At 32.5% G+C, this 24788-nt stretch carries 31 protein-coding genes; 20 read left to right on the plus strand and 11 right to left on the minus strand.

The annotated features are described in order from the left end of the window. Positions 1-43: 43 nt before the first annotated feature. A complete protein-coding gene (locus P6733_RS02410) occupies positions 44-2185 on the minus strand; it encodes a M3 family metallopeptidase (protein WP_306349996.1) in 2142 nt (713 codons plus the stop codon). Between the two features lie 188 nt (positions 2186-2373). Between P6733_RS02410 and P6733_RS02415 the strand changes: the two genes are divergently transcribed. Beyond that, positions 2374-5133: an AsmA family protein gene (locus tag P6733_RS02415; protein WP_306349997.1), complete on the plus strand. Its 2760-nt coding sequence runs from the start codon at positions 2374-2376 to the stop codon at positions 5131-5133. 38 nt (positions 5134-5171) lie between these two features. Here the strand turns inward: P6733_RS02415 and P6733_RS02420 are convergent, their stop codons facing one another. From P6733_RS02420 to P6733_RS02440, 5 genes are all read right to left on the minus strand, one after another. Next, the gene (locus tag P6733_RS02420) at positions 5172-6731 is read right to left on the minus strand and encodes a hypothetical protein (RefSeq protein ID WP_306349998.1); all 1560 of its coding nucleotides are present in this window, start codon (positions 6729-6731) and stop codon (positions 5172-5174) included. Positions 6732-6902: 171 nt separating this feature from the next. Next, positions 6903-7250 (minus strand): hypothetical protein, encoded by a 348-nt coding sequence (locus P6733_RS02425; protein WP_306349999.1) that lies wholly within the window; start codon positions 7248-7250, stop codon positions 6903-6905. A 79-nt stretch (positions 7251-7329) separates the two neighbouring features. After that, complete coding sequence (locus tag P6733_RS02430) at positions 7330-8208, minus strand: pirin family protein (protein WP_306350000.1); 879 nt, start codon at positions 8206-8208, stop codon at positions 7330-7332. A 5-nt stretch (positions 8209-8213) separates the two neighbouring features. Continuing rightward, positions 8214-8507 (minus strand): GNAT family N-acetyltransferase, encoded by a 294-nt coding sequence (locus P6733_RS02435; RefSeq protein WP_306350001.1) that lies wholly within the window; start codon positions 8505-8507, stop codon positions 8214-8216. Between the two features lie 131 nt (positions 8508-8638). Further along, complete coding sequence (locus tag P6733_RS02440) at positions 8639-9232, minus strand: Crp/Fnr family transcriptional regulator (RefSeq protein WP_306350002.1); 594 nt, start codon at positions 9230-9232, stop codon at positions 8639-8641. 408 nt (positions 9233-9640) lie between these two features. Here P6733_RS02440 and P6733_RS02445 point away from each other — a divergent pair, with 408 nt between their 5' ends. From P6733_RS02445 to arsB, 4 genes are read left to right on the plus strand one after another with little or no spacing between them, the layout of a single operon-like run. Further along, a complete protein-coding gene (locus tag P6733_RS02445) occupies positions 9641-9973 on the plus strand; it encodes an ArsR/SmtB family transcription factor (protein WP_306350003.1) in 333 nt (110 codons plus the stop codon). Positions 9974-9991: 18 nt separating this feature from the next. Beyond that, complete coding sequence (locus tag P6733_RS02450) at positions 9992-10453, plus strand: DUF6428 family protein (protein ID WP_306350004.1); 462 nt, start codon at positions 9992-9994, stop codon at positions 10451-10453. Between the two features lie 10 nt (positions 10454-10463). After that, positions 10464-10883, plus strand: a complete 420-nt coding sequence (locus P6733_RS02455) for an arsenate reductase ArsC (protein WP_306350005.1) — start codon at positions 10464-10466, stop codon at positions 10881-10883. Beyond that, positions 10876-11940, plus strand: coding sequence for an ACR3 family arsenite efflux transporter (gene arsB, locus P6733_RS02460; protein ID WP_306350006.1), 1065 nt, complete (start codon positions 10876-10878; stop codon positions 11938-11940). The genes P6733_RS02455 and arsB overlap by 8 nt, the downstream gene beginning before the upstream one ends. Position 11941: 1 nt before the next feature. Here the strand turns inward: arsB and P6733_RS02465 are convergent, their stop codons facing one another. The 5 genes from P6733_RS02465 to P6733_RS02485 form a co-directional block, all read right to left on the minus strand. Beyond that, a complete protein-coding gene (locus P6733_RS02465) occupies positions 11942-12538 on the minus strand; it encodes a MarR family winged helix-turn-helix transcriptional regulator (protein WP_306350007.1) in 597 nt (198 codons plus the stop codon). A 2-nt stretch (positions 12539-12540) separates the two neighbouring features. Further along, the gene (locus P6733_RS02470) at positions 12541-13242 is read right to left on the minus strand and encodes a type 1 glutamine amidotransferase (protein WP_306350008.1); all 702 of its coding nucleotides are present in this window, start codon (positions 13240-13242) and stop codon (positions 12541-12543) included. Continuing rightward, the gene (locus P6733_RS02475; RefSeq protein WP_306350009.1) at positions 13239-13973 is read right to left on the minus strand and encodes a YggS family pyridoxal phosphate-dependent enzyme; all 735 of its coding nucleotides are present in this window, start codon (positions 13971-13973) and stop codon (positions 13239-13241) included. Before P6733_RS02475 ends, P6733_RS02470 begins: the two co-directional genes overlap by 4 nt. Next, entirely contained in the window at positions 13966-14229 is a 264-nt protein-coding gene (locus P6733_RS02480; RefSeq protein ID WP_306350010.1) for a DUF2024 family protein, read from the minus strand. The genes P6733_RS02475 and P6733_RS02480 overlap by 8 nt, the downstream gene beginning before the upstream one ends. Positions 14230-14313: 84 nt before the next feature. Then, positions 14314-14547, minus strand: a complete 234-nt coding sequence (locus P6733_RS02485) for a thioredoxin family protein (RefSeq protein ID WP_306350011.1) — start codon at positions 14545-14547, stop codon at positions 14314-14316. 289 nt (positions 14548-14836) lie between these two features. Here P6733_RS02485 and P6733_RS02490 point away from each other — a divergent pair, with 289 nt between their 5' ends. The 15 genes from P6733_RS02490 to P6733_RS02560 form a co-directional block, all read left to right on the plus strand. Continuing rightward, positions 14837-15226, plus strand: a complete 390-nt coding sequence (locus tag P6733_RS02490; RefSeq protein WP_306350012.1) for a DoxX-like family protein — start codon at positions 14837-14839, stop codon at positions 15224-15226. Beyond that, entirely contained in the window at positions 15226-15969 is a 744-nt protein-coding gene (locus tag P6733_RS02495) for a DUF2071 domain-containing protein (RefSeq protein WP_306350013.1), read from the plus strand. Before P6733_RS02490 ends, P6733_RS02495 begins: the two co-directional genes overlap by 1 nt. Beyond that, positions 15957-16718, plus strand: a complete 762-nt coding sequence (locus tag P6733_RS02500; protein WP_306350014.1) for a class I SAM-dependent methyltransferase — start codon at positions 15957-15959, stop codon at positions 16716-16718. The genes P6733_RS02495 and P6733_RS02500 overlap by 13 nt, the downstream gene beginning before the upstream one ends. Beyond that, positions 16702-17097 carry a hypothetical protein gene (locus P6733_RS02505; protein ID WP_306350015.1) on the plus strand — a complete coding sequence of 132 codons (396 nt, stop codon included), beginning with the start codon at positions 16702-16704 and terminating at the stop codon, positions 17095-17097. The genes P6733_RS02500 and P6733_RS02505 overlap by 17 nt, the downstream gene beginning before the upstream one ends. An 11-nt stretch (positions 17098-17108) precedes the next feature. After that, a complete protein-coding gene (locus tag P6733_RS02510) occupies positions 17109-17666 on the plus strand; it encodes a sigma-70 family RNA polymerase sigma factor (RefSeq protein ID WP_306350016.1) in 558 nt (185 codons plus the stop codon). A 2-nt stretch (positions 17667-17668) separates the two neighbouring features. Then, positions 17669-17932 carry a hypothetical protein gene (locus tag P6733_RS02515; protein ID WP_306350017.1) on the plus strand — a complete coding sequence of 88 codons (264 nt, stop codon included), beginning with the start codon at positions 17669-17671 and terminating at the stop codon, positions 17930-17932. 83 nt (positions 17933-18015) lie between these two features. Beyond that, on the plus strand, positions 18016-18447 hold the full coding sequence (locus P6733_RS02520) for a hypothetical protein (protein WP_306350018.1): 432 nt from the start codon (positions 18016-18018) through the stop codon (positions 18445-18447). 116 nt (positions 18448-18563) lie between these two features. Beyond that, entirely contained in the window at positions 18564-19475 is a 912-nt protein-coding gene (locus P6733_RS02525) for a transporter (protein ID WP_306350019.1), read from the plus strand. Positions 19476-19508: 33 nt separating this feature from the next. Continuing rightward, on the plus strand, positions 19509-20339 hold the full coding sequence (locus tag P6733_RS02530; RefSeq protein WP_306350020.1) for an HvfB family MNIO-type RiPP peptide maturase: 831 nt from the start codon (positions 19509-19511) through the stop codon (positions 20337-20339). Then, positions 20326-21048, plus strand: coding sequence for an HvfC/BufC N-terminal domain-containing protein (locus P6733_RS02535; protein ID WP_306350021.1), 723 nt, complete (start codon positions 20326-20328; stop codon positions 21046-21048). Before P6733_RS02530 ends, P6733_RS02535 begins: the two co-directional genes overlap by 14 nt. Then, positions 21045-21488: an HvfX family Cu-binding RiPP maturation protein gene (locus P6733_RS02540; protein WP_306350022.1), complete on the plus strand. Its 444-nt coding sequence runs from the start codon at positions 21045-21047 to the stop codon at positions 21486-21488. The genes P6733_RS02535 and P6733_RS02540 overlap by 4 nt, the downstream gene beginning before the upstream one ends. 26 nt (positions 21489-21514) lie before the next feature. After that, a complete protein-coding gene (locus P6733_RS02545) occupies positions 21515-22201 on the plus strand; it encodes a peroxiredoxin-like family protein (protein ID WP_306350023.1) in 687 nt (228 codons plus the stop codon). A gap of 220 nt (positions 22202-22421) precedes the next feature. Beyond that, positions 22422-22814 carry a VOC family protein gene (locus P6733_RS02550; protein WP_306350024.1) on the plus strand — a complete coding sequence of 131 codons (393 nt, stop codon included), beginning with the start codon at positions 22422-22424 and terminating at the stop codon, positions 22812-22814. 37 nt (positions 22815-22851) lie between these two features. After that, a complete protein-coding gene (locus P6733_RS02555) occupies positions 22852-24168 on the plus strand; it encodes a serine hydrolase domain-containing protein (protein ID WP_306350025.1) in 1317 nt (438 codons plus the stop codon). 406 nt (positions 24169-24574) lie between these two features. Then, positions 24575-24788, plus strand: a 214-nt coding sequence (locus P6733_RS02560; protein WP_306350026.1) for a hypothetical protein, incomplete at its 3' end; no start/stop codon positions are given.

A 24788-nucleotide genomic window follows, 5' to 3' on the forward strand; every position in this document is an offset into this window, starting at 1 on the left:
CATTTCAATTGAAATGGGCTTTTTTGTATGTATTAAAATACAATTATAGTTTTAGTGGTTTTTGACTCAACCCTCTTTTTCTTAGTAAAGGCTCAATACTTGGTTCAGCACCACGGAATCTTTTGTATAATACCATTGGATCTTCTGTACCACCTTTTTCCAATACATTCTTACGGAAAGATTTTGCCATCTCAGGATTGAATAAATCCGTTTTTTTGAATGCATCAAAAGCATCAGTATCCAATACACCAGACCAGATGTAGCTATAGTATCCAGCAGAATAACCGCTACCTGCAAAAATATGATTGAAGTACGTACTTCTATAACGTGGAATAATTGCATCCGCCAAACCATTCTTCTGCATAGATGCATTTTCAAAAGTATTTACATCAGTTGTAATTTTTCCTTTTTGAGTATGATAATCCAAATCCAATAAAGAAGCTGCTAAGTATTCAACAGTAGCAAAACCTTGATCAAAAGTTCCAGATTTTTGTAATTTTTCAATCAATGCATCAGGAATAACAGCACCCGTTTTATAATGCTTTGCATACATTTTTAATACGGCTGGTTCTGCAGCCCAGTTCTCCATAATCTGAGAAGGTAACTCTACGAAATCTCTAGGAACATTTGTTCCCGCTAAGCTCTTGTAACGAACATTGGATAATAATCCATGTAAAGCATGTCCAAACTCATGGAAATACGTTGTTACTTCATCAAAAGTTAGTAAAGCAGGTGTAGTTTCTGTTGGTTTAGTGAAATTACAAACAATAGAAATTACTGGAGCAATTCGTTTACCATTTACAGTTTTTTGATCACTGTATGAAGTCATCCATGCACCACCTCTTTTTGATTCTCTTGGGAAGAAATCCATGTATAAAATACCTACATGATCACCATTTGCTTCAGTAACTTCCCATACCGTTACATCTTTATGGTATTTCGGAACATCATTAAGCTGTTTGAATTTTAATCCGTATAAGTTCTCCGTTACTTTGAAAACACCATTTTGTACATTTTCTAAACTGAAATAAGGTTTTAATTCCTGTTCGTCTAAATCAAAACGTTCTTTTCTGATTTTTTCAGTATAATATCTCCAATCGTATGGTGCAACTTTTTCTTTAATACCGTCAGCAATCATCATTCTTTGAATGTCAGCTTCTTCATTTTTCGCAACCTCCAATGCAGGTTTCCAAAGTTTATTTAATAATTCATAAACCTGAGCGGGTGTTTTTGCCATAGACTCTTCCAAAACATAATCAGCATAAGTAGGATAACCTAGTAATTGTGCTTTTTCAGTACGAAGATTAGCTACCTTAATAACAATCTCTTTGTTGTCATTTTCACCACCATTGTTAGCACGGTTTTGGTAAGCTTCCCAGATTTCTTTACGAAGTTTACGGTTTTTGGCATACTGTAAAAAAGGAATTACACTTGAGTTTTGTAATGTGAAAACCCATTTGCCCTCTTTCCCTTTTGTTTTAGCTTCTTCTGCCGCAGCGTCAATTAATTCTTGTGGAAGACCTTCAAGATCTCCTTTTTTATCAATAGTTAATTGATAATCATTTGTTTCGTTTAAAACGTGATCACCATATTGTAAACCTAAAACAGATAGTTCACCATTAATAGTTCTCAGTTTTTCTTTGTCAGCAGCAGATAAGTTAGCCCCACTACGTACAAAAGCCTTATAAGTGTTTTCTAAAATTTTTGCTTGCTCTAAATCCAATTTAAGACTAGCTTTCTTATCCCAGATTGTTTTAACACGGCCAAATAATTTTTCGTTTAAATAAATGTTGTCATTATGTTTCGCTAATTCGGGAGCTAATTCCTGAGCGATTTGTTTAATCGTATCATTTGTATTAGCAGAACTCAAATTGTAAAAAACTGTGGATACACGATCCAATAATACTCCGGAATTTTCCATTGCCAATATCGTATTGTCAAAAGTTGGAGCAGCAGTATTATTAGCAATTGAATCAATCTCTGCTTGATGAACTTTAATACCTTCAAGTAAAGCAGGTTTAAAATGTTCATTTTTGATCAAGTCAAAAGGTGGAACTTCAAAAGGAGTTTTGAATGTTTCTAATAATGGATTCATAGTGGATACAGTTTCTTTTGGTTCTTCTTTTTTACAAGACAACAAGGTTAGTCCAATTGTAGTCAGAATAAAAACAGTTTTTTTGTTCATGTTGATATAGCGATTAAATTATGACTTGTAAATTTAGTCTAAAAGGATTAATTATTTGAACCGATATGGACTGACAGGGGAATTTTAACAAATAAAGTGAGAAATAATCGTCAACTATGGAAGAATTATTGCAAATAAAAATTACCATAAATTAAATTTATATGCTTTCCCCTTAGTACATTTGTACTATGAAAAAGTCGGTAAAATCAATTGTTTTAAAAATTGTAGCATGGCTAATAGGGTCAGTAGCTGGAATCTTGTTATTGCTCTTTTTAGCGCCTATTGTTTTCCCCGGAACTGTGGCGGAACAAATCAAGTCATTTACCAATCATAAATTGGATGGAGAAGTTAATTTTGATAAAAGCAGGCTTTCTTTTTTTGAGCATTTTCCGTCATTAACATTGACGTTGTATGACTTTTCTTTAAAAGGATCAGCACCATTCCGTGAGGATACTTTAATTGCAGCAAAAGAAGTTGCTTTTGGAATCAATCTGAAAAGATTGATATTCAATAATGAAGTTAAGATTGATAAGCTTTACATTCTGAATGGAAAAGTAGATGTGAAGGTTAATGAATTGGGAGAAGCCAATTACAATGTTTATATCTCGGATGATAAAAAACCAGCCGATACCACTTCAACAACGGCAATCAAACTGGAAAAAATTGACATCCGTCAAACCTATATAAAATATGATGACTTATCGGCAAAAATGCTGATGGAAGCCAAAGGATTTAATTATATAGGGACTGGAGATTTAAGCGAAGATGTTTTCGACTTAGCAACCAATGCGCAAATTGATTCACTCAATTTTACCTACGATAAAAAAATGTACATGCTGAATAAAAAGGTAAGTGCAGATTTAATTACCCGTATCAATACGAACTCCCTGTCTTTTACATTCCAAAAGAATAATTTGATGATTAATAAGTTGCCCGTTAAATTTAATGGGAAACTAAACATCCTAAAAGATGGATATGATATTGATGTAGCCGTAAGTGCTGTGAAAAGCAACATCAATGATCTGTTTGCAGCAATGCCTCCAGAATATGTAGACTGGCTAGCACAATCCGAAGTTAAGGGAACAACCGATTTACTGTTCACTTTGAAAGGAAACTATAATGCAGCAAAACATACAAAGCCCGATATGCGCTTGAACATGAAAGTGAGAGAAGGATATTTGGCCTATCAAAAAGCGCCATTTCCAGTATCAAACTTGAAGTTTAACTTTGATTTGCAAATGCCTTCGTTGAATACCGAGCAAATGATAATTACACTGGATTCTCTGTCGTTAAATCTTGGAAAGGATAAAATGGTAGCCGATGTACATGTTAAGGGGTTAGATACGCCTCAAATTAATGCTAAGGCAAAAGGAACACTTGATTTGGGTGCACTCGATCGTGCTTTAGGAATAGAAAATCTTGATATACAAGGCATATTAGACCTTGATGTGGTATCGAAAGGAGAGTACAATAAAGAAAAAAGATTATTCCCAGTAACCAATGCTAAAGTAGTATTGCACAAAGGGATGATTAAAACACAATACTATCCGAATCCAATTACAGATATTGAATTTGTTGCTAATACAACGAATACAACAGGAGATTTCAAGGATGTGAAAATCAATTTTACACCTGCATCATTTGTATTAGAAGAGAATGCATTACATGTCAATGCTGTAATTTCCAATTTTGATGATATCGATTACAATGTGAATGTAAAAGGAGATGTAGATGTAGCAAAACTATATAAAGTGTTTTCACAAAAAGGGTTAGATTTTAATGGATACATTAAAGCCAATTTAACTATGATAGGAAGACAAAGTTATGCTGCCCGTGGACAATACAGTAAAATGCAAAATAAAGGAACTTTGATTCTGAGAGATATTAAAACAACCTCAGAGTATTTCCCAAAACCATTTGTGATTAATGAAGGAGTATTTGCTTTCAAGCAAGATAAAATGTGGTTTAAAAAATTCAAAGCCGTTTACGGACAATCCGATTTTGCAATGAATGGTTATTTGCAAAATGTAATCAATTATGTATTTGCAAAAAATGCTACGTTGAAAGGGAGCTTTAATGTAAAATCCCAATACATTAATGTCGATGAATTTATGGCTTTAGAATCTGGTGAAAATGAAAAGTTGACACCAGAAATTGAAAAAGCAAAAACAACCAATGCAAAAGTATCTGGAGTGGTTGTATTGCCAACGAATCTGAATGTGACTTTAGTGGCTGATGCCAAAAAAGTAGATTACAATGGTTTGAAATTGGATAACTTGAACGGGAAGTTATACTTGAATAACGGAAAATTAGCCCTAAAACAGACCGTTTTCAATCTAATTGGATGCAGTGTAGCAATGGATGCTAATTACGATGATTTAAGCGCTGTAAAAGCGCTGTTTGATTTTCATTTAGTGGCCAAAGACTTTGATGTAAAAAGAGCCTACAATGAAATCCCAATGTTCCGAACCATGGTAACGGCTGCGGAAAAAGCAGAGGGAATTATTTCGGTAGATTATACTTTGAAAGGAGCAATAGATGGAAACATGAAACCAATTTATCCATCGTTAGACGGAAGTGGATTGCTATCGGTAAACAAAGTGAAAATTAATGGACTGAAAATGTTCAGTGTGATTAGTGAAAAAACAGGTTCAGACGGAATTAATAATCCTGATGTTTCTCAAGTAGATATAAAAACGGCAATTAAGAATAACATTATTACCATTGAACGTTTTAAAATGAAGGTAGCTGGATTTAGACCAAGACTAGAAGGACAAACGAGTTTGGATGGTAAGTTAAATCTGAGAATGCGTTTAGGTTTGCCACCGTTGGGAATTTTAGGTATTCCAATTGTGATTACCGGAACACAGGACAAACCAAAAATTAAAATATTCAGTAAGTCTTCTGAAGATATAGAAGAAACAGAATACGTTGAAGATAAAAAATAAAAAAAGGAGGTAATACAATTACCTCCTTTTTTGTAGACTTAAATCAAGGTTTTTACCAAACCATCGGCCAAGTTGCGCCATAAGAAGTTATAGAATGATTTCTCTTGTATGCGTTCTACTTCAACGGTTGCTTTTTTAATCTTTTCATCTGAATCTTTCTTGACAAATAAGTTTCCGATTCCACTGAGGAATTTGTTTTTCTCTTTACCATTTTTCTTATAAACAACCACTTTTAGATCATGATAGTGAATGGCAAATTCGCCATTGGATTTCCAGTTATTTCCTTTGAAATTAAAATAAACCTGATCTAATGTACCGGTTGTCGTTACGTTAATATGGGGTTTAATAAAAGGCGATACCTTTTCACTCGGGAAATTTTTTAAGCTTCCTCTTATTGTAAATCCATCCGATTTGTCAAGTGCATTAAGTGCCCAATCTACATGTAATGCAGAAGTATTCATGAAACGACAATCGACTTTTATTTTAGTATCGGGTAATTTATTTTTTTGGTAACCATTATACACATTCGTAATTTCAGCATTGAAATTATTGAAAGACAAAAACCCAGGACCATTTTTAAAGCTGAGTTCTTCTTCATACTGAACAAGGGATTTATTAATAGCGAGTGTATCAAGTTCTAAATTGAATTTAAGCTCCCGTAATAATTTATTGTAAAGAGGTTTTGTGCTTAAATCATCAGCAGGTTCTTTATTGCGATAAATATTAGCAAAAAGAGAATCCAAGGTTAGTTTCGGTGATTTGAAGTAAAAATGATCCTTTTCAAATCCCCAATCTATTTTTTCAAGATGGATTGCTTTTACATTTACTGTAAAGAGATCTTTTTCTTTTGGGATTTTTCTTTGAAAAGCAACACGATCATACTCAGGAATCAATTTGAAATCCTGCATCTTGAAACTCTTTTCAGTTGTTTTTAAATTTTTTGCCGTAATATGATAAAAGGTATTAGCCCTAAAATAAAGACTATCACACTGAACAGTATAGCTCTTATAATGAAAAGGGATTTTTTCTTTAACAGTTGCATCATCAATAACAACATCTTCTAGATTTATGGAAAGATTGTCTACTATGAGCGCCATTTTTTGATCTTTAGTAGAAACAATTTTAAGGCTACAGTTTTCCAGATTAATTGCAGAAACCGAGATTGTATTTCGGAAAGGAGCAACTACCTTATCCGTAATGTTTTTACTTTCTTTAACGGCGGTATCATCATCTTTATATAAAATGATGTCAGGTTTTGTAACGGTAAGTTTACTTGCCTTTATTTTTTTACTAAAGAGAAGTTTAAAAATACTCACATGATCAATTTTAAGCGATTTAATGGAAGCGTAAATTCCCGCTTTAATCTTTGGGTTTTGTATTGCCTCTTTGGGAACGACAGTAATACTATCGGCAATAATATGACCACCTAACAATTTTATTTCAAGACTTTTATAGGTTATTTCATATGGAGAGTTGTTTTTCTCATTCAAGATAGAAGGAAGTTCTTTTTTTATCCAATAGTTGACACCAATATTCCCGATGAGAACAAAAATCAATATTCCGAGAAGAAACAATAAAGCTTTTTTATACCAAGGCATAGATTATTTTTAGAGTTGATCTAATGCTAAATATAAGAATAAAATAAATAAAACCCCTTTTTGAAGGATTCCAAAAAGGGGTAATGACTCTTAGTTTAAGAATATATAAACAAAACTATACCATCGACTTAAAGTTATGTCAGACGATAAAACGTCCATGATATAGTTATTTTAGTTGTTAGAAAAAGGATTGTCTAAGATATTAAAACTACCAGAGCTTTTCGCTTTTAATATTGTTTTTATTGCATGAGTGATTTGTTTTTTATTGTCCTCATTGTGTTGAATAATTACAATTTCAGGGTCTTGTCTTGAAAACAAAGTGCGCAATTTTATTTCGCTGTCTTTTTCTATTGCACCAACCCAAACTACAATTTTGATAGGATGCTGTTGGAATATTTCAATTGCTTTTTCATCAGAAGTTGCAATGTTTACTTGTGCAGTATCCTTGTGAATGGTTTGTACAAATGTTTGTATATGAGTGTCGTTTTGTCCTACGGCTAAAATTTCAATTTTTTTCATGATTATAATCTGTGTTAAAAATGAAATGGGATAATTACAAGTAACTATCCCATTCTCAAATGAATTATTTATAGTTTACTTAATCTTCTAGGTATCCAAATTTACCCATGTTTACGTCATTAAACGCTTGGATGATTTCTTCTCTTGTATTCATTAAAAATGGGCCATGTGCCGCAATTGGCTCGTTGATTGGCGCTCCACTAAGCATTAAGATGATAGCATCTTCTGTTGCTTCTATCTGAATATCTTCCCCAATGTTTTTAAAAAGAACAAAGTGATCAGTCGGGACAGTAGCCTCACCATTCAGTTTAATGCTTCCTTCCACGACTAGGAATCCAGTATTATAGTTTTCAGGAAATGAAAATGTTTCTATTCCTCCTTTTTTAATTCGGGCATTGTACATTTCAATTGGACTAAAAGTATAGGCCGGACCCTTCACGCCTTTGAAATTTCCAGCAATGATTTCTACGGAACCTTTATCATCTGCAAGTTCATATCTTCCAATATTGTTTGCTGTAATTTCCTGATACTTTGGTTTAGACATTTTGTCTTTAGCAGGTAAATTCACCCACAGTTGTACCATCTGGAAAGGACCACCTTTTTTACTGTACTCTAATTCATGGTATTCTTTATGTAAAATACCAGATGCTGCGGTCATCCATTGTACTTCTCCTTGACCAATAATACCACTGTTACCTGCACTGTCATGATGGGCAATTTTACCTTCATAGGCTACAGTAACCGTTTCAAATCCACGGTGTGGGTGAACCCCAACACCTCTTGGAATATCCCTTGGTGTAAAGTTGAATTTAGAATTATAGTCTAATAAAAAGAATGGACTCATGCGGTTTAACTCAAATTGATAACCACCTGGGAAAAAATTATGTACTCGGAACCCATCTCCAACCATATGTGGTGCAAGAGGAGCTAATATTTGTTCTATTTGTTTTGTTTTCATGATACTTATTCTGCTTTGTTGTGAAATAATGAATTGGCCTGATATTCGGGATGCTTGTCAATGTAAGCATTGATGTAAGGGCAGTACGGTTTCACTTTTAAGTGATTTTCCGCAGCATAATCCAATACATGTTTTGCAAGTTTTGCAGCAATTCCCTGTCCACCTAATTCCGGGGGTACTTCTGTGTGTAAAAATGAAATTCCACCATCAAATAATTGATATTGAACTAAGGCTATTTGACCATCTTTGTGTAACTCAAAGCGTTTTGCTTCAATGTTATTTGTGATTTGATTTTCCATGTCTTTAATTTTATAAGTCAAAGTTACGACAGTAGAATCACAATCACATTGATGTATGATAAGAAATAAGTAGTAGTGTTACTATTTGGTAATGAGTTTGTTATGTTCTATGTGTACAAGAAGCCGATCGGTTAATAAGGCTTGAAGTTTTTTCGAGCAAGTTCTTTTCGTACTCGACTTAATGATTCAGGAGTGACTCCTAAATAGGAAGCAATCATCCATTGTGGAACTCGTAAAGTTACATCAAAATAAAGATGAATAAAATCGATATAGCGCTCTTCTGCTGTTGCCCCTAATAATAAATTTACTCTTCGTTGCATATGACGAATGTTATTATGCAAGGCAAAGGTATTATATGCGGTGAACTCTGGGGATAGTGATGCTGCTTTGTCAAAAAAAGGCTGATCCAAAAATACAATTTCAGAATCTTCTACAACATCAATATATAAATCCGAAGGCTCATTGAAGTAAAAACTACTTCGATCACCAATCCACCAATCTTCTGGTGCAAATTGTATGAGATGTTCCTTTCCTAATTTATCAATAGTATATGAACGTAATAAACCTTTTAATACAAAAAAGGTGAAATGGCATACATCACCCTGTTTTAATAATACAGTTCCTTTTTCAACTTTCTTAATTTTTACATCCTCTAATAGTAGAGTAATAGTTTCGATTGGAATAGTAGTTTTTTCCTGATAATATTGATGAAAACGATTGAGCATTCAGATTGATTTTGCTTGGATATTATAAGTACACTAAGATACAATAAAAATATTAAAATGAATAGGACAAATCACGTGTATAACACTGCGCTTTTGTATTTTTGTGAAAACAAATTGTGTATGGCACACCAGCCTAAGGAAGAAACACTTCACAAAAAACTAGAGTTTAATCTTGAACTTGTGAAGAATGTTAGAATCATTCATATTTCACGTGCTGAAATGATTGAAAATATAGTTAAAATAAATTGTAAAGTTAGGAATCAATCTTTGTGATTGCTATGGGTTTTTATTTAATATATTCTTTTTCAGTCTTTTAAAAATATTTATTGGGTTTGAAATGTTAAAAATGATGAAATCTATTTTTTGCAACTACATATATCGTAATATTGCAATATAACAATATAGTGTATGGGAACTACAAAAACAGAATTTTTTACAGCAGAACAAAATGAAATTGCAGTTTTAGCCAAAGCATTGGGACATCCTGCACGCGTCGCTATATTAGATTATTTAATGACAGTTGATACTTGTATCTGCGGAGATATTGTGAATGAATTACCATTGGCACAACCAACGGTTTCGCAACATTTAAAAGAGCTTAAAAATGCAGGATTGATTAAAGGCAATGTAGAAGGAACTTCAATTTGTTACTGTATTGATGAAAAAGGAGTAGAGAAATTACAAAATTATTTTGGAAAAATTTCGGGGAAACTAGTGAAAACAAAAGATCAATGCTGTTAATCTATTAAAATTACAAAGATGAAATTATCAGAAATTAAAAACCATTTGGCTACCCTAGAAGCAGTCAATTTTATATTACCAACAGGTAACTACGTTCCAGAATATTTCCATGTGACAGAAGTTGGAGTTGTGACCAAAAACTTCATTGATTGTGGAGGAACAGTACGTAGAGAAATATATGCGAATTTTCAGCTATGGGATGCGAATGACTATGATCATCGTTTAAAACCTAAAAAATTATTGAGCATAATTGATTTGTCTGAGAAAGTATTGGGAATGGAAGATTATGAAATTGAAGTAGAATATCAATCGGATACAATTGGAAAATATGATCTGAATTTTAATGGGACAGATTTTATTTTAGTCCCTAAAACAACGGCTTGTTTAGCAGAAGAAAAATGTCAGATTCCACCAAAGACAAAGATGAATTTGTCGGATTTAGAAAATAAAAGTTGTACACCAAATGATGGATGTTGCTAATAGAATTATTATGAAAAAGATACTTGTATTATGCACAGGGAATAGTTGTCGTAGTCAAATGGCACAAGGATATTTAGCTTTTTATGCAAAAGGTAAAGCAGAAGTGTACAGTGGAGGAATTGAAACACATGGAGTAAATCCGAGAGCTATAGAAGTAATGAGAGAAGATGGGATCGATATCGCTCATCATACTTCAAACTTATTGGATGAATATTATGATATTGCTTTTGACTATGTAATAACGGTATGTGATAATGCTAAAGAAAACTGTCCGTTTTTTCCAAGTAAAGCAGAACGATTTCATCAAAATTTTCCAGATCCGGTAAAATCTATTGGAACTGATATAGAAATTATAAATGAATTTAGAAGTGTGAGACAAATGATAAAGAGCTACTCAGAAGGATTTATAAATCAACATTTCAATGACTAATAAATGTACTCCAGTCTTGAATAGAAAAAAATTAAGTTTTCTAGACCAATATCTTACTCTGTGGATTTTTCTTGCAATGACCATTGGAATATCTATAGGCTATTTCTTTCCTTCATCTTCCGTATTTATTAACTCTTTTTCCAGTGGAACAACAAATATTCCGTTAGCAATAGGCTTACTATTAATGATGTACCCTCCTTTGGCAAAGGTAGAATATAGTAAACTTGGTGAAGTATTTAAAAATATAAAAGTTTTGAGTGTTTCACTATTCTTGAACTGGGTAGTAGGACCATTATTGATGTTTTTATTAGCAGTTATTTTTTTACCAGATTATCCAGAGTATAGAATGGGCTTGATTTTAATTGGTTTAGCACGTTGTATTGCAATGGTTGTGGTTTGGAATGATTTAGCAGATGGAAATAGAGAATATGCTGCGGGTTTAATTGCATTGAATAGTATTTTTCAGGTTTTATTATACAGTGTGTATGCCTATTTTTTTATTACAATATTACCGCCCTTCTTTGGAATAAAAGGAGTTGATGTAACGATTACAATTAGTGAGATTGCGACAAGCGTTGGCATATACCTTGGTATTCCGTTTTTTGCAGGAGTAGTATCTCATTACACTTTAATCCAATGGAAAGGGAAAGAATGGTTTACACAGGTATTTATTCCTTTTATTTCACCAATAACACTTATAGCATTATTGTTTACGATAATAGTAATGTTTAGTTTAAAAGGAGAGTTAATTGTACAAATACCATTTGATGTTATACATATTGCGATACCGTTGTTGATTTATTTTGGACTGATGTTTATGGTTAGTTTTTTTATAGGTAAAAAAATGGGAGTAGATTATTCTAAGAATGCCTCAATAGCATTTACAGCTACAGGGAATAATTTTGAATTGGCTATAGCAGTAGCAATTGGTGTTTTTGGAATTAATAGCGGACAAGCTTTCGTAGGTGTAATAGGACCATTAGTGGAAGTACCTGCCTTAATACTATTAGTGAATTTTTCTTTTTGGCTAAAGAAGAAATATTATACAGATAAGTAATCTATTTTAATTCAAACTCTGGACAATCTATACGAATGTCTTTTGTTTCTAATTGGGTATTGATCAAGGTACAAAAATCATGATTATTGACCATGGTATGATGTGTACAATTTAAACATGTGCGTTGTACATCTATGATGTTCAGTTGGTTTAATTGTACAATAAGATTGGTGATGTTTTTCCACAGCACTTCTTTATCTGAAGCCGTAGTCTTTGCAATAATTCCCGTTAAAGGAGCAGGGAAATCCTCTGTTTCATTAACTACATTTTTACCTTTTTCGGTAAGTTGTATGGTGTAACTTCTGGAGTCGTTACCATCAATACATTTCTCAATTAGTTTTTTCTGATTCAAACTTTTAATAGCATCACTAATCGTTGGTTTAGTAAGATTGAACTCTTTAGCCAAATAACTAATGGTTGTTTTGTTTGCCGTATGGTATTGAATAAAGATTAAAAGCTGAATTTGAATTGGACTAAGACCATGTGTTTTTGCTTTTTCCCAAAGTAAAGTTCGAAACACCTGTGATAAGCGCTCCAATCCTGCAACAATTTTGTTGTCTAGGTTTTTATTTTGAGAATCAAGATTAAAAATTGACATGATTATAGGGTTTCAAAATGATTTAAAATCTCAAACATGATCGTGTTGTTCTGAATAAGATATTGTTTTTGACTTAGGATATTTCCTAAGGGTTGAATATATCGATTACTGAGTAATTCATCTTGGCCAAAATTAGTCATTTTTAATAACAATTTTTCGGTTACCTCTAAATGAAATTGAAGACCCAGTACTTGATTATTATACAAGAAGGCTTGGTTCTTACACGCTTCAGTAGAAGCCAAAAGATGAGATTTTGGAGGCAAGTTAAATGTTTCTCCATGCCAATGGAAAACAGTATAGTTCCTTTGTTCACGTAAGGCAGGCATTAGTTTTGAAACTATTGGTGTGGTTGTAATAGGAAACCAACCAATTTCTTTGTGCTGATTGGGATATATAGTACTACCCAAAACGGATGCAATTAATTGTGATCCTAAACAAATACCAATTACTTTTTTATTGAAATGTATGGCCTGTTTAATAAATTGTTTTTCTATTGCAAGCCATGAATATTGTTTTTCATCGTGTATACTCATCGGGCCACCCATAATAATAAGCCAATCAAAATCTGAAATTTCAGGTAAATTGGAATTTTCATAGAATTGTGTACCAGTTAAGATATGCCCTTTTTCATGTGCCCAGTCTTCAATACAACCAAGATCTTCAAAGTGCACATGTTGCAAGTAATGTATGCGTAGTTTTTTCATGTAATCGTTACGTTTTCATTCCAATAATAACTGTCAGGATATATTCGGTCACCAAAAATAGAGGTGCCAACTCGTACAATTGTAGCTCCTTCTTCTATGGCAATTTCAAAATCATTACTCATACCCATCGAAAGCTCTTTCATTTCAAAATTAGGCAAATTCAATTCTTTAATCTGCTCCTGGATTGTTTTTAATAATTGGAAACATTCCCTAACTTTTTCAGATTCGGAACTTAAAAGCCCAATAGTCATTAGTCCTTTCACCCTTAAAGTATCATATTTTGATACTTCTTTGGCAAACTCTAATATCTGTTGTGGGTCAACACCAAACTTACTTTCTTCATAGGAGGTATTAACTTGTAATAAAACATCTATTTTTCGTTCTTCATAACGCAAGCGTTGATCTAGTTTTTGAACCAAATCGTTACGATCTACTGACTCAATGCAATCGGCATAACGAAGTACTTCCTTTATTTTGTTGGTTTGTAAATGACCAATAAAATGGAATCGTGTTCCTAGATCTACTAAATCTGCATGTTTTGTTTTGAGTTCCTGGATTTTGTTCTCTCCAACTAATGTAAGCCCTGTTTCTAAAGCCACTCTTATCCGATCTGCAGGAACCGTTTTGGTAGCCAATAGCAATTGTACTTCCAAAGGATTCCTACCGATTTTCAAACAAGTATTTTTGATGCGATCTTGTATGATTTCTAAATTAGATACAATATTACTCATAACCTTCCATCTCAATAATATAATAACCTTTTTCCTTAATTGCGGTTACCATGTCTTCTGTCGCTTCTTCGATATGACAGAAGTTACATTCTTTAGAGTCAAAACTCTTACTAATAATATTTAAGGAAGATAAATAATCTATTCCATAAGAATAAACCGTTTTGATGTCCATTAAATCATCTGGTACTAAAATATCAAAGTGAATTGTATTTCCGTTTTCTTTGATTACATAGGTGTCCCATACTGCTACTTTCATGTTTGTTTTTTTTAGAATTTATTAAATAAGGTGAATAAAGTAACTCATACGATTAGGAATTCGAACCGTATGAGTTAAATCTTTTTACTTTTTTACATCTTCTAATGATGCTCCAAAGTTAATGTGCAATACATTTCCAGTAGGAGTTACTAAGGCAGGAACCGACTGTACACCAGCTTTTTCAGCTTCTTGAATTCTGTTTTTTTCTTCGCCCAAATGAACCACTTCAATTGTTGATGGATCAATAAGTGTTAGGATGTCGTTTTCTGCGCTTACACATACAGTACAACCTGCATGATAGAAAATTGATTTTTTCATCTTTTTAAATGTTTAGATTCATAATTATTTTACTGATGCAAATATAGTAAGGATTCCTAACTAAATAAAATAAGTTTTGATTCATTTTATTTATAGAGATATTGGGATAATTGATGATTTAGTGTAAGCGATTGATTTTGAAATAGATATTTGATGTTTTAATAAGTTTAAGATTTAATGAAATTAAGTTTACAACAATAAAAACAGAATAATATAATATTGTTAACACTTTTGTTTTTGTATATTACAAGTCCCAAATTGAAATTGATGAACAATGTGATATTTTAAAATGAATAATAGTAGGAAGTATAAAATTCATATTTATATCATTGCTCTGGTATGGCTTATCAATGGTTTATTTTGTAAAGTGTTGAATTTCGTCCCAAGACATGAGGCAATTGTTGGAAGGATTTTGGGAGAAGAACACGCATCTGTTTGTACCATTTTGATAGGCATTGCAGAAATAGGTATGACCATATGGATTTTAAGTGGCTATAAAACTCGTTTGAATGCAATAGTGCAGATTGTAATCATTGCGACAATGAATACAATAGAGTTTTTAGTTGTCCCAGATTTATTATTATGGGGTAAAGCCAATATACTATTTGCTTCTTTATTCATTTCATTTATTTATTACACAGCGTTTATTTTAAAGAGCAAATCAATACCACAAGAATAATGTTACCATTTTTAAAAAACCATCCGTTTTCGGTTGAAGCCTTTTTTGAGAACACTTATGTCCTGACTTTTGCAGTACCTAAAGAAGAACTACAGGGTCATATTCCAGAGTGTTTAGAGTTAGATACATTTAATGACCAATGGGCATTTATTACGTTAGCACTCGTACAAACCAAAGGATTGCGACCTAAAGGATTTCCAGCAATTTTAGGAGACGATTTTTTCCTGATAGGCTATAGAATCTTTGTGAAATACATTAATACCAAAGGAAAGAGATTAAGAGGTTTGTATATTCTAAAGTCAGAAACCAATAACAAAAAGATGGAAGTGCTTGGGAATATATTTACGCATTACAATTACACCACCACCGATATTACAGAGATAAAAGGAGTGGAAAGAAATGAAATTAGTTCCAATCAGTCCAACTTTAAGGTTGTATTTCAGAATTGTAATGAACACGAGGAGAGTTTACCAGAACATTCTCCTTTTTCCAAATGGAAAGATGCCAGAAGATTTTCAGGACCATTACCTTTTACCTTTACCTATGATGAAACGACACACAAAGTTTTGATTATAGAAGGAGTGAGGGAAGACTGGAATCCAAGACCCATCAAGATTATAGATTATGAGGTGTCATTTTTTGAAAAATTCTCTTTTACAACCATACAATTAGCAAGCTCATTTGTCATTAAAGATATACCCTACTATTGGAAGAAAGGAAAGATAGAAGAATGGAAACAGTAAGGAAACCGTTTCAAGGAGTTAGTAATATTGTACGATTCAATTGGCATTTTTATGTAATAGCAGGACTTGTATTGGTCGGACTATTGGTGTTCAGTACCCAAGTAGGCGACAGTTTTAAATTCTATTTGAGAATGGGCTTGATACTATTATTCCTTTTAACGATAAGTTCATTGTTGGTTTCTTATTATATATACGACAGTTCCGGTTTATACAAGCTGTCATGGCTGAATAACAAGATAAAAAATTCAGATACTATTGTAAATATTCATGCCGGTTTTGATGAAACAAGTGAATTGTTGCAAAACAAGTTTGGGAATACCATACTTACCGTATTTGATTTTTATAATCCAGAGCAACATACAGAAATATCTATTAAAAGAGCAAGAAAAGCCTATCTACCATTCCCTACTACACAATCCGTTAATACTTCAAAATTACCGTTGGATGATAATACAATTGGCGCTATTTTTGTGTTGCTTTCTGCACATGAAATAAGAGAGGAAGCGGAACGTATTGTGTTCTTTAAAGAATTATACCGAGTATTAGCCGTTGATGGACAGGTGATTATTACGGAACATCTTAGAGATACCGCTAATTTTTTAGCCTATACTATTGGTTTTTTTCATTTCCACTCTAGAAAAACATGGCTAAAAACCTTTACGAAATCAGGGTTTACGATTCAGCAAGAAATGAAAATAACACCCTTTATAACGACATTTATTTTAGAGAAACATGGAACTGCATCTTAAGATTATTGGATCACTTTTGATGCTTTTGGCATTATTACACATTCCATTTCCAAAATATTTTAATTGGCATAAAGAATTAAATTCTCTCAGTCTGATTAATAAACAAATGATGGAATACCATACTTTCTTTATAGCATTGATGCTATTATTAATGGGAGCATTATGTTTGACATCCGCTCAGGAGATTGTAGAAACGCCTTTAGGAAGACAAATCGCATTAGGATTTGCACTCTTTTGGATAATTAGATTAATAGTTCAATTTTTTGGGTATTCTTCCAAACTTTGGAGAGGGAAAAAATTTGAAACCATAGTTCATATCGTTTTTTCATTGTTTTGGATTTATATGAGCACAGTATTTATTTTGATATATTTAGCCTAGAATAATAAAGAATGGAACAAGAACCAAAAAACGTAATAGCACAATGGCTGAATGAATTTGGCGACGAATTATATTCTTGGGCATATTATAAAACTTCACGCGAAGAGATAGCACAGGATTTAGTTCAGGACACTTTTATAGCAGCCTTTGAAAATCTACATAAATTCAAAGAGCAAAGTGCACCAAAAACCTGGTTACTTTCCATACTGAATAATAAAATAGTAGATTTCTACAGAAAGAAATCCAAAGAATATACCATCTCTTACGAAGAATATAGCTTACAAATAAAACTGTCTGATGCAGAATTTGACGATACAGGACATTGGGAAGATATGTCCGATAAATCCAGTCAAAATTGGTTAGACAACCCAGAATTCAATTCGATACTCGCAAAATGCATTAAAAAACTTCCGAAAAATTGGCAATTCATTATTCAGTCAAAATATATTTTAGACAAAGAGAGTAAAGAAATTTGTCAGGAACTCGATGTAACGACGTCTAATTATTGGCAGATAATTCATCGATCAAAAGTGTTATTAAAGAAGTGTATCGAAATTAACTGGATTTAGAAATGAAAATTGAAATGAGCAAAATGTTGGTTTCTTGCAAAATAGCAACAGAATTAATAGAAAAAAAAGGTGTAGTGAAGCTTTCCAGAAATGAAAGTGTTCAGTTGAAATTTCATACCCTAATTTGTAATGTATGTAGGAGATATGAAAAACAAAGCGCAATTATTGATAAAGCTTTGGAACAAATGCATCGAAATAACAACCTGAAATTAGAACTACCATCAGCCATTAAGGCTCAAATTATCAGTGCGATAGAAAAAAAATAAACTTTTTTTGAAATTTTTTGTCAGGTTTTAAAATACGGAACGTCTATTCATCCGAATAACGTTTAATCTAAAAATTTTAAATTATGAAAAATTTCAAAAAAACATCTTTACTAACTGGTACGTTAGTAGCTGGAGTTTTATTCACAACCTCAAATGTGTCTGCAACAAACCTTTTAGATTTTGATTATCTAGGGACAGGGGCACAACTTCGCTCACAATTATTATCAGGGAATTCTTCAATTCTTTTAACGTCAGCTACAGATGGATTAAAATCTATTGAAGGAGCCTGCGGGGAAAAGAAAACAGAAACTAAAACCGATTCAAAATCTAAAGAAGCAAAAACTAAAGATGCGAAATGCGGTGAAGGGAAATGTGGAGAAGGAAAATGCGGTGATAAAAAAACAGAGAAAAAAGCCGATAAAAAATCGAAGAAAGAAGCAAAAAAATCAGAAGCAAAATCCAAAGACGCTAAATGTGGAGAAGGAAAATGCGGTGGTAAAAAAGCATCTAAATAATCTTTAAGTCAAGTCGGCTGAAATTTATTTCAGCTGACTTTTCTATAAAAATAGTTGCGTTTAAAATGATTCAACATTAATAGATTTATTAATTGTACGCTTAAAAATTCTTCGAAATGAAATTACTTTTTAATACCATTATTCTATTGTTCTGTACTCAATTCTATGCACAAGGCTGTAGTGATGCAGGGTTTTGCAGTATCGAAAACACTCAGAATAATATAGTAAAGGACAGTATCCTTAAAAATTCAATTGCTGTAGCTGTGGGATATGGAAAAGGTCATGATAATATCAATGTGATCAATTCCTATGTTCAATACGATCGTATTATAAATAATCGATTTGGAGTACAAGCCAAATTAAATTTTTTGAATGCAAATGGATCTTTGGGGAATAATTCCGGTTTGGGGGATATTATCCTTTCAGGAAGTTATCAGCTTTCCCAAAAGAAAAACTATAGCATAGGTTTTATTGGAGGATTAAAAATCCCTTTGAATAATTCAAATACCAAAAACAATCAAGGATTTGCTTTGCCTTTAGACTATCAAACCAGTTTAGGAACGTACGATATAATTGTTGGAGCAAACGTGATTTGGAATAAAAAATGGGAAATTAATACAGGATTACAGATTCCTATTATTCAGGATAATAACAATAGCTTTTTCTCTTATCAATATCCATCAACAACCGCTTTTGTTTCGACAAATAATTTTAAAAGAAAATCTGATGCCCTAGTTCGTTTGGGGTACTTATTTCAACCTGGAAATAGTAGATTTTTGATTAAACCTAGTTTGTTAGCTATTTATCATTTGGGGAAAGATAAATATACAACAGAAACGGGAAATGAAATGAATATTAATGGATCCGAAGGATTGACATTAAACGGTGTATTGACTTCAGTATATACGTTTAAAAATAATACCAAACTGGAATTTGTAATAGCAGCACCTTTCCAATACAGAGAGGTTCGACCAGATGGATTAACAAGATCATTAGTGGTTAATCTACAATATAAAATTCCATTTTAAGAACAAGAAAAGAACACATTAAAGAATAGAGTTATGGTAGGAATTGGCTATAGAAAAGATTTTGCAGAAGATTTTGCGGAAAACAAAATTCTAAAACCTGCATTTGTTGAGGTTGCTCCCGAAAATTGGATTAATGTAGGCGGCTATTACAGAAAAATGTTTGATAAAGTAATAGAAAAACAACCACTGTATACCCATGGACTGTCGCTTTCGGTAGGCAGTCCTGAAGCGATAGATATTGATTTTGTAAAACAGGTAAAACAGTTTTTAAATGAAACTGGAGCTGTAGAATATTCAGAACATTTAAGTTTTTCAAAATGTGATAATGCTCATCTTTTCGACCTATTACCCATTCCATTTACAGAAGATGCAGTACAACATGTAGCTCAAAAAATAAGACAAGTTCAGGATATATTAGAACGAAAAATAGCAATTGAAATAGTCAGCTATTATTCGCCAATTGCTCCTGAAATGACAGAAATTGATTTTGTCAATGCCATTATTGCAGAAGCAGATTGTAATCTTTTATTGGATGTGAATAATATTTATGTAAATGGATTTAATCATCAGTATAATCCAAAAGACTTTTTGAAACAGTTGGATTTAACGAGAGTGAAATACATTCATATGGCAGGGCATACACAAGTTTCAGCAGACTTACTGATTGATACTCATGGAGAGAATATTATTGAACCAGTATATGATTTATTTCAATATGCAATGGAATTAATTGGTCGTGATGTTCCCGTATTATTAGAACGTGATTTTAATATTCCAGAATTAGAAGATTTACAAATGGAATTGGAAAGAATACAGCAGATAAAAACAGAGACTTTAAAAAAGAGCTATCATGTTGCGAGCTAAAACCCACCAGTACCAATCTGATTTGGCCAATTTTTGCCGATCAGGGAATTACCAACCCATACCGGGAGTAAAAGAAGATAACATTGTACACTATAGACGATTAGTTTTTAATAATGTAATGGATAGTCTTACGGCAGCGTATCCATTGACGAAAAAACTATTTGGAAAGCGGAAGTGGGAAAAATCTGTACAACGTTTTTTTGAGAGTTATGCTATTCAAAGTCCACAAATATGGTACATGCCCAAAGAATATAAAGAATATGTAATTCAACATGAAAAGAAAATGGGAATACACTATCCTTTTTTGGCAGACCTATTGGAATTTGAATGGTTGGAAATAGAAGTTTTTATGATGCCCGATGTCAAAATGAAATTGGAGGAAGGAAAAGAACTGTATTATATCAATCCAGAAATGAGAATAGTTCGAATGGATTATCCGGTACATTTAAAAAATGCAAAATCAATTACCCGGGTTGATAAAGGAGATTACTTTATGACCATTCATCGAAATCCAGATACGGGCTCCGTTCAATTTACAAATATCTCAATTCCATTTGTAGATGTAATAGAGAATCTGATGGAAAAGCCATTGTCCTTGAATGAAATACTTTTTGTGCTCTTACAATATGCCGATTTAGAAACAGCTCAAAATGCATTTTTACAATTTGAAAAATTATCTGTTACAAACCAATTAATATACAAATCATGAATAAACTAGTTCAATTTAATACCGAATTAGGACAGAAATTAAAAAAACTGTCGGATTTTCCACTACTATTTTTTAGAATTATCCTAGCAATAGGATTCTCCACTCCAGCATTGATGAAGTTGAATAATATTGGAGGTATTATCGAATGGTTTGAAAGTTTAGGCATTCCGTTTCCTACGCTCAATGCTTACTTAGCGACTTATACAGAAGTAATTGGTTTTGTCTTCTTAGCTTTGGGATTCGCGACTCGCATCATCAGTATTCCTTTAATTATTGTAATGTTAGTGGCTATTAAAACAGTCCATTTTGAAAACGGATTTGAAGCAGGAGATAATGGATATGAAATCCCATTGTATTATATCCTGATGCTTTTTACTCTTTTTGTATACGGACCAGGAAAATGGAGTTTAGACTATCTAATCAGCAAAAAAATAAAATAATATTTACAACCCTTAAAAATAGAATTATGAAGAAAATAGTACTAGCATTAGCTATATTGAGTTCAATGATTGCCTGTAAAAAAGAAGTAAAAGAAATGCCTCCAGTCGATACTACTGTCGCGATGAAAGTAAAAGATACGATAGCAATCGATTATTCAAAATTTGGTATTGATTCAACAACAATTCCAAAAGGACTAGTAGTTGGTGAGAAAGCACCCGATGTAACTTTTACAACAGCGGATCATAAAAAAGTATCCTTACAAGAATATTATAAAAAACAACCAGTGGTAATTATTTTTTATCGCGGTTACTGGTGTCCAGTATGTAATAAACAGTTAACCGAATTTGCAGAAAAAGCAAAAGAGATTGAAGCAAAAGGGGCAAAATTGATTGCGATTTCATCAGAAAGTTATGAGAACGTAGCGAAAACAAAAGATAAAACAGGAGCAAACTTCACAATTATATCCGATGGTGATGAAAGCATTATGAAAGCTTTTGGTGTAGACTTCAAAGTTACCGATGCCTACCAAGCAGCTGTAAAAGAACATCTAGGCGTTTCGATTGCAGAAAGCAATGCAACAAAAGAAGCAGTGCTACCCGTTCCTGCAACCTATATTATTGACAAGGATGGAAAGATTGTTTACAAACAGTTTGACCCAAACTACCAAGTTAGAGCTTCGGTAGAAGATATAGTGGCTCACTTACCACGATAAATTTATTGTGCGTTATTTACAATAGAGGTTGATTTTTAATTAAGTTGAGCAGATATCCCGCTAACATTTATTGTGAAGCGGGATATTCTTTTTTACCTTTGAGTTAACAGGTACCTTGTTTTTGCTTTGAAAAATGTTTTTAATCTTTTTTTAAAGAAAAGCACAAGTGATTTGTAACTATATTGAGAATTTATATACTAATTTAAGAATTAAAGCAATTATGGTAAAGTTTGGTTATACAATATTGTATGTGCAAGATGTACAAAAAACAATTGAATTCTATGAAACAGCCTTTGGATTAACCCGAAAATTTGTTACACCCGAAAACGATTATGGCGAACTGATGACGGGAGAAACAACACTTTCATTCGCTTCTACAAATTTAGCCAATACAAATTTTGATGGAGGCTTTATTGAAAGTGAATTGAAGAATAAACCTTTTGGAGTGGAGATCGCTTTTACAACAGAAGATGTTCAGGAAACAGTAAACTCAGCAATAAAAGCAGGTGGATCAATTGTGGGAGAACCAAAAACTAAACCATGGGGGCAAGTAGTAGCCTATGTACGCGATATAAATGGTTTTTTAATTGAACTCTGTACACCAATGAATTAAACCAACGATACAATCATCAATCAAAAATCAATCAAAAATGAAAAGAAAAATTACGATTATTATGGCTTTTTTATCTGTTGCGTTAGCCCAAGCCCAACAAATAGACAAATCAAAACTAGATCAATATTTTCAAGTACTGGCAGAAAATAATAAATTCATGGGAAGCATTGCCGTTTCAAAAAATGGAAAAGTATTGTATTCACACTCAGTCGGTTTTACAGACTTAGCATCAGGAGCAAAAGCCAATGAAAATTCGAAATACAGAATCGGCTCAATATCAAAAACCTTTACGGCAGTATTAATATTCAAAGCCGTTGAAGAAAATAAATTGGATTTGAATAAAACAATCGATCAATATTTTCCAACGATAAAAAATGCAAATAAAATAACGATTCAACAACTGCTATATCACCGAAGCGGAATTCATAATTTTACGAATGATGAATCGTACACCCACTGGAATACACAACCTAAATCCGAAAAAGAAATGGTTGAAATCATTGCCAAAGGAGGAAGTGATTTTGAACCAGACAGCAAAGCAAATTACAGTAATTCTGGATTTGTACTATTAACCTATATTTTAGAGAAAACATACAAGAAAACATACGCTAAGCTATTAGAGGAAAAAATTGTTAAACCATTGGGATTAAAAAACACCTATTTTGGTGGGAAAATTAATGGGAAGAACAATGAGTGTAATTCTTATAGCTATGCACAAGGTTGGAAGAAAGAAACCGAAACCGATATGTCCATTCCGTTAGGAGCAGGAGGAATTGTTTCTACACCAACGGACTTGACTAAATTTGGAGAAGGACTTTTTACAGGAAAATTAATTTCAAAGAAAAGCTTAGAACAAATGGAAACCATAAAAGATAATTATGGAATGGGACTTTTCAAATTCCCTTTCAATGATAAAATCTGTTATGGACATACTGGCGGTATAGATGGATTCAGTTCTACTTTTTCGTATTTTCCAACAGAAGAAATTTCATTTGCAATCACAAGTAATGCATTAGACTATAAAATGAATAATATAGCGTTGACGGTATTAGGTGGTGTTTTTGGTAAATCGATTGAAATCCCTGAATTCAAAACCTATGACGTGAAAGTTGAAGACTTGGGTCAATACACAGGAGTATATTCAAGTAAACAAATCCCAATTCAAATTACAGTGACAAAGGATGATAAAACGTTGATAGCACAAGCTACAGGTCAATCCTCGTTTCCACTTTCTTCAACAGCAAAAGATAAATTTGAATTTGCACAAGCAGGTGTGATATTAGAATTTAAACCTACCGAAAATACAATGGTACTCAAACAAGGTGGTGGAGAATTCACGTTTACCAAAGAATAATAAATAACGAAATTATTTTTTTTCATTATTTATTAATTTTAAGTTAAGTCAGAATCCAACAATATTGTTTAAATAATTGCAATTTGAAATGAAATAGTTTGAAGATGAAAATTATAAATTACTGATTATTAGTGTTTTAATTTTTTCATGATAGTAGTCAATGCTAGATAAAACAAAAAACCAGCTCATTTGAGCTGGTTTTTTGTTTGAAAATTTTAGGAAACAATGAGTTATTAGAATCGCCTTATAGATAATATCTAAAAAGACAAATATCTTATAAGTTCAATAAAAATTACGGTTTTACCGTAAATCGTTGATTTCTAGAGTCATTTATCAGATAACCTCTTTGATTTCTAAAAGTGATTCCTTATTTTGTGCTATATAACATAAATAAAGAGTTTGTATTATGAAGGGAAAAAACTACTATTACTTATTGGTGTTATTCTGTTTTGTTTATAGTTGTAGTAATTATGACAATGGATTGGAAGAAGTTAACAACACTAATTCAAGAACCATTACTACAGTAAGCCTAGAAGAGGCCAAAGCTTACCTTAATCACAATAAACTTTTCAATTCAGATAAAGAGGCCAAAGAAACAAAGGATACATTATCTACAATTT

Source organism: Flavobacterium aerium (assembly GCF_030766725.1).
In the GTDB taxonomy this organism is placed as follows: Bacteria; Bacteroidota; Bacteroidia; order Flavobacteriales; family Flavobacteriaceae; genus Flavobacterium; species Flavobacterium aerium.